5 protein-coding genes and 2 pseudogenes are annotated in these 5414 nt (G+C 61.2%); 4 read left to right on the top strand and 3 right to left on the bottom strand.

Annotation, left to right across the window (positions count from 1 at the left end; translation table 11 throughout):
- From G404_RS20250 to G404_RS0117175, 3 genes and pseudogenes are all read left to right on the top strand, one after another.
- Positions 1–454, top strand: a pseudogene (locus G404_RS20250) (IS21 family transposase); the annotation flags it as partial.
- Positions 455–571: 117 nt separating this feature from the next.
- Complete coding sequence (locus tag G404_RS0117180; RefSeq protein WP_281170281.1) at positions 572–1234, top strand: UvrD-helicase domain-containing protein; 663 nt, start codon at positions 572–574, stop codon at positions 1232–1234.
- Positions 1235–1258: 24 nt separating this feature from the next.
- On the top strand, positions 1259–1699 hold the full coding sequence (locus G404_RS0117175; RefSeq protein WP_028642149.1) for a hypothetical protein: 441 nt from the start codon (positions 1259–1261) through the stop codon (positions 1697–1699).
- Positions 1700–1755: 56 nt separating this feature from the next.
- Here G404_RS0117175 and G404_RS0117170 read toward each other — a convergent pair whose 3' ends face one another.
- From G404_RS0117170 to G404_RS0117155, 3 genes are all read right to left on the bottom strand, one after another.
- The gene (locus tag G404_RS0117170; RefSeq protein ID WP_028642148.1) at positions 1756–3027 is read right to left on the bottom strand and encodes a tyrosine-type recombinase/integrase; all 1272 of its coding nucleotides are present in this window, start codon (positions 3025–3027) and stop codon (positions 1756–1758) included.
- A gap of 459 nt (positions 3028–3486) precedes the next feature.
- Entirely contained in the window at positions 3487–3762 is a 276-nt protein-coding gene (locus G404_RS0117160; protein WP_028642147.1) for an HU family DNA-binding protein, read from the bottom strand.
- Positions 3763–3951: 189 nt separating this feature from the next.
- Positions 3952–4404 carry a YybH family protein gene (locus tag G404_RS0117155; RefSeq protein ID WP_169719737.1) on the bottom strand — a complete coding sequence of 151 codons (453 nt, stop codon included), beginning with the start codon at positions 4402–4404 and terminating at the stop codon, positions 3952–3954.
- Between the two features lie 195 nt (positions 4405–4599).
- On the opposite strand from G404_RS0117155, the pseudogene G404_RS19620 reads away from it, so the two are divergent.
- A pseudogene (locus tag G404_RS19620) lies at positions 4600–5091 on the top strand (IS21 family transposase); the annotation flags it as partial.
- Positions 5092–5414: the final 323 nt, after the last annotated feature.

Raw genomic sequence — 5414 nt, 5'->3', positions numbered from 1 at the left:
CGTGCCCTCGCGGCTGATCGGCCACCGGTTGCGGGTGCGGCTTTATGACGACCGGCTCGACGTGTTCATTGGTGGAACCCGGTTGATGACACTACCGCGCGGTCGGTCGGCCGATCATGCCACACACGCCCATGTCGTCGACTATCGGCATGTCATCCACAGCCTGCGGCGCAAACCCATGGCGTTGCTGAAACTGGTTTACCGCAATCAACTGTTCCCGCGTGATGCCTATCGACAGACCTTCGAGCGTCTGCTCGATGCCATGGGCGAACGCGCTGCCTGCCGGCAGGCGGTCGAACTGTTGAGCATAGCGCACGAGCGCGCCTGTGAGGCGGTACTGGCCGAACTGCTGGCTGATGGCCTCGCCGCCGGTCGCCTTGAAGCGTCCCGGGTTTCCCGGAGGCTATTTGGTTTGAGTCATGCGACCATATCGAGGTTCTCAATGGCTGCATAGTAATTGGCTTCGGCCTCGGCGTGCCGCGCGACAATCAGGATGAGAACGCAGCGACAATCAAGGTGAGAATCGCCGCTTGCTGGCACGGCGGAGGGCGTAGCCCGTAGCCGAAAGGCAATCATCGCGCAGACGGGGCACCTGCTGGTGCTCGGTGGACCCGGCTCAGGCAAGACCACGATCGCGCTATTCAAGGCACAAGGCCGTTTCGCGACGCTTAAGCCCGGTCAGGAAGTTCTGTTCCTGAGCTTCTCTCGTGCGGCGATCCGGCAGGTCCTCCTACGCTGCAAAGAAATCCTGACGCCGAGCCAACGCCGGGCCGTCGTGGTCCAGACCTACCACGCGTTCTGTATGGAGATGCTGGAAGCGCATGGGCGGCTGTTGCATGGGCGGCCGGTGCGTTTTCTTTATCCAGGCGAGGAACGACTTCAGAAGTCCGCGTTCGACGGGGACTGGAGCGTCGAGCGCCAGCGTCAGGCTGCGGAAACGGGGCTTTATTGTTTTGACCTTTTTGCGGCGGGCACGGCCGATCTGCTCGAAGGTTGTGCGGCGCTACGCGGGCTGGTCGCTGATCGATTCCCAATGATCATCGTCGATGAGTTCCAGGACACCGACGACAATCAGTGGCGGATCGTGCGGGCGCTCGCTCAAATGACCGACGTGTTCTGTCTGGCGGATCCAGAGCAGCGGATCTTCGATTATCGGACCGACATCGATCCTCGCCGGCTGGACATTCTACGCGAGGCTGTTCGACCTCAAAATGCGAGGCCATTGGTCGAGTAGGCAATTTATCTGAAGAAGGTGTCCATGGAGCGGCTCACCCTCAATTACGTCTGGAAGCAAAAGGCAACGCCGGTCGTGCTGCGCCGGACTGGGCGCGGTGAGAAGCTTCGAGTGCGATTGCCGTTCGCTGACGACAATCGGCAATGGCTACAGGATGGCCGGCGAACGGCGCCGGAGTGGATCGGCGGCGATCACGCGTATTGGGAGCTGCCGAAGTCGTGGTTCAACAACTTTGTTGATCGGGCGCTGCGGCGTTACGGCAAAGTCTATATCATCCAGCCCTATCGCGAGCAGGAGGTCTGCGCGCGGGCGTGCCAGGAAGCACAGGGGCACGAGTGCCAGTGCTCGTGCATGGGTGCTAATCATGGCATTGGTAATGACGGAAGCTGGTTCGAGGTCTCCGACACTTTTTCGACACGCTGGGGCGAGCGAGAGCTCGCCTGTCGTCTGCTTACGGCCAGATAAGGACTGATTCTCGATCAGACTTCTACAGGTAATGGCAAGCTTTCTTGGCAGCATCGTTATGCGACCCGCCTTTCAAGCGTCTCGACGAGCGCTGCTTCATTTTCATGCAGCAACGCGGCGATTTTCTCGCATGTACGGGTTACGGCGAGTTTCAACGCCTCATCGACATGAACGTAACCCTGGGTCACGCTCTGAGCGGCATGGCCTAGGAGCGCCCGGATCGTGAGTTCGGAGAAGCCCAGATCTCCGGCGACGCTGCCGAACGTATGGCGAAGCGTATGCGGCGTGACGCCAACGATGCCCACGCTCGCGCAAAGCCGGGCCAGACAGGCTTTAGCTGCGGTGAAATGCCCGTCGCCGACGTCGGCCGGAAATATGTACGGGCAACCCTTCCGAAGCGGCTGGCTGGCAGCAAGTTCCGCCGCAGCTTGGCCGATGGCGCGAATCTGGGCGTCCCCCTTAGTGTCCGGGAAACTCACATAGCCGGCATCGGCATGGAGCCAGGGGCGCTGAAGGCCCTGCCCCTCTGAAATACGGAAGCCGGTGAGGAGCAGGAAGCGGACAATCGCAAGGCCGACAGGATGTTCCCCGTTGCGCGCCGCGTGCCGCATAGCGATGCCAAGCTTTTTGATCTCAACCTCGCTCAAGCGCCGGGTCTTCTTTTTGCTAGCCAGCTTCCTGGCGCCACGGCTGGGATGGCTCTCGATCTTGTCGAGCCGGGCGGCGTGACCGAGGATGCTCTGCAAAGTCGCGACGGCGCGAGACGCGACGCCAGGGCCGCCTGTTATGGCGCCGCCGCGGCCGCCGCCCCTTGGCTTCGCCGTCTTGCCCGCAACGATATTGGACTGCATTCCTTCGATGTCGACCACCTTCAAGGTGTGGGCGAGGCGGGCGCCGAGCAGCGGCTTGATGTGCGTTTCTATCCGACTTTTATCCATGGCGAGCGTCGACTTCTTGATCGGTCGATTACGGCGACCGAGGATGCGGCCTGCCTCAGCCTCTGCGAGATACCAGTCGCACAGGTCTGACACGGTCGTCTCCTGACGGGGATTTTCCACGGGCTCGGCAGGGTCAGCCCCGGCCGCGATCATCCCGAGCTTGATCATGGCCTGATCGCGCGCTTGCTCGACCGTCATCACGCCGAAGCGGCCGAGATTGATTCGCCGCTCCTTGTCGGCAGCATTCCGGTAATTCAGCACGAAGGTCTGGAGGCCGGAAGGAAGCATGCGAACCCCGAAACCTCTCAGTTCGCTGTCCCACAAGAACGCCTGCCTGCCCTTCGCGGGCGGCTTCATGGCCTCAACCGCCCGTTTGGTAAGTTTGGCCATACGCTCCTCCTTTGACGGCAGTTGACGGTTTTGCTGACAATAGCACGCTCATACCGCCGTTGTCAGCAAATTGTCAGCAAAAGAAGGAAAGCCAGAGGGTGATTGACGGATATGCTCGGCGGACGATATCCGATAAATCTCAATTATTATAGTGCTATAGCGTATAACGGGATATTCTGGCGTAGCGCCTTCTCTATCTTGCCAAGGTTGGGGTCGAGGGTTCGAATCCCTTCGCCCGCTCCAGTTGCCTGTGGGCTTGGTCGTCGACGATGTGTCCGACCAAGCCGATCGGAACCCTCTTGATTCATTTGATGCGCTGCGCAGCATTGTGCGGTGCTGCCAGGTCATGTGCGGTGGGTTGTGCGCCAGCAGCGGGCCGTAATGGCGCGTGGCGGCTTGGCAGGGTGCAGGTTGCCGGCCTGTTGCGCCCTGCCGCGTGCGGCAGGGCGCAGATACAGGTCAGCCGTTCAGCTTGTCCTTCACCGCCTTGGCGGGTGCGAAGGTCAGCTTCTTGGATGCTGCGATCTGAATGGTGGCACCGGTCGAAGGATTGCGGCCTTCGCGGGCTGGCGTTGCCTTCACCTTGAACTTGCCGAAACCGTTCAAGGAAATTTCATCGCCATTGGCTGCGGCGGTCGCGATTTCGGCGAATACACCATCAACGATCTTGCGTGCATCAGCCTTGGTCAGGCTGTTTGCAGCAGCAATGGTGTCGGCAAGGTCACTGTTATTCATGTGTTCAAACATCCCTGGTTCGAAGAATGGGAGGCCTAGCTAGCCGCAAATCCGGCAAGAATCCACGCCGATCTGCGCAATGCGCCTGCGATCATGCTGCGGGCCGTCGATGGAGCACAACCATCGCCCCTGCATGCGACCCAATCGGGCCGGCTGCAGGCATGGCGCCGCCATGCGGATAACGCTGCGCTATTGCGCTGCATCTCCGCTCCAGCCGTCGATCGCGACGCGCCAATGGCCGTCGGTGTCGTGATGATAGATGTTGATGCCCTTGCCCGTGGTGTGGGTGGTCACGCCGGTCTTGCGGTCGGTTTCGGTGACTTTCCAGCTGTACCGTTCGACCGCCCAATCGCCGCTGACGGTAAAGCTCAGCGTCTGCTTGTCCCACACCGACTTTACCGCGGCAAAATAGTTTGCCACCCATTTGCGCACGGCAGCCTGCCCAACCAGTTCGGGCTCGCCCGGTGACTGGTAGACGATGTCACTGGTCATGGCCGCCATCAGGGTGTCGGTGTCATTGCTGTTGATGGCTGTGACATAAGCATGGTGCGCTGTTTCGGCGATGGTTTTGGCATCGTCGGCAAAGGCCGCGGCAGGTGACATCAGCGCCGCACATATCGGCGCCAGAATAAGGATTTTCACGCGCATTATCCTTCCTGAAGCCTGCAATGGCGCGCCCCCCGGTGGCCGCGAACGGCAGACATTCGCCAGCACGCTATCAACCCTGTGGATCGGCGTGCAAAAAGGACCCGGCTAGCGGGGTGATCGGCGTCCAAAAGGGAACCACCATTCCGATGGTTTAGATAGCGGCCTGGATTTTCAGGTGGCGAGATCGGGATGTTGGTTGTGGAGACAGTTGTACGCATCAGGCGCGAGCACGCGGGCGGCAAGGCGATCAGGGAGATCGCGCGGGATCTGCGGCTGTCGCGCAAGGTGGTGCGCAAGGCGATCAATGCGGCGGAAGGCGCGTTTGACTATCATCGCACGGTTCAGCCGCGGCCTCGGCTCGGGCCGTTTCAGGAACGGCTCGATACGCTGTTGAGCGAGAACGAGGCGCGGCATCGGCGTGACCGGCTGCGGATGACGCGGATCCACGATCTGCTGCTGCGTGAAGGGTTTGAGGGTTCGTATGATGCGGTGCGGCGCTACGCCCGGCGCTGGGCGGATGGCCGCCGCAGGGATCCCGGCGGCGACGTGCCTGCATTCATCCCGTTGCTGTTCAAGCCGGGCGAGGCCTACCAGTTCGACTGGAGCCACGAGGACGTGGAGATCGCGGGCAAGCCGATGCGCGTGAAGGTGGCGCACATGCGGCTGTGCGCGTCGCGGGCGGAGCGTCTGGGCACTGCCGACAAGGTTCGGCGCGGCCTCACTGGCAACATACGTGAAGGAAGATCAGCAGGGGGCAGCGCGTATGGCTACCGCCCGGTGCTGGGACGGACGGGCGAGCAAGAGATCGTGCCGGAAGAGGCAGAAGTCATTTTGCTTATCTGCCGTGAGTTCGCAGCTGGGAGAGCGCCACGCCATATCGCTCGCGGTCTCAATGATGATGGTATCCCGGCGGCAGTGTCAGGAATTTCGTGTGCGGGGTGGCATAATGGGTAAAAAGGAGACCCTTTATGGCACGACGCAAAGCCCCTGCGATTCCCGATGAC

This window comes from Novosphingobium acidiphilum DSM 19966 (assembly GCF_000429005.1).
Classification (GTDB): domain Bacteria; phylum Pseudomonadota; class Alphaproteobacteria; order Sphingomonadales; family Sphingomonadaceae; genus Novosphingobium; species Novosphingobium acidiphilum.
Note: the sequence above shows the minus strand (reverse complement) of the source record. Positions and strands in the feature narration are given on the sequence as shown.

Coding starts and splice junctions, on each gene's coding strand:
- G404_RS0117175 (WP_028642149.1), top strand. CDS start 1,259: ATGGAGCGGCTCACCCTCAATTACGTCTGGAAGCAAAAGGCAACGCCG.
- G404_RS0117170 (WP_028642148.1), bottom strand. CDS start 3,027: ATGGCCAAACTTACCAAACGGGCGGTTGAGGCCATGAAGCCGCCCGCG.
- G404_RS0117160 (WP_028642147.1), bottom strand. CDS start 3,762: ATGAATAACAGTGACCTTGCCGACACCATTGCTGCTGCAAACAGCCTG.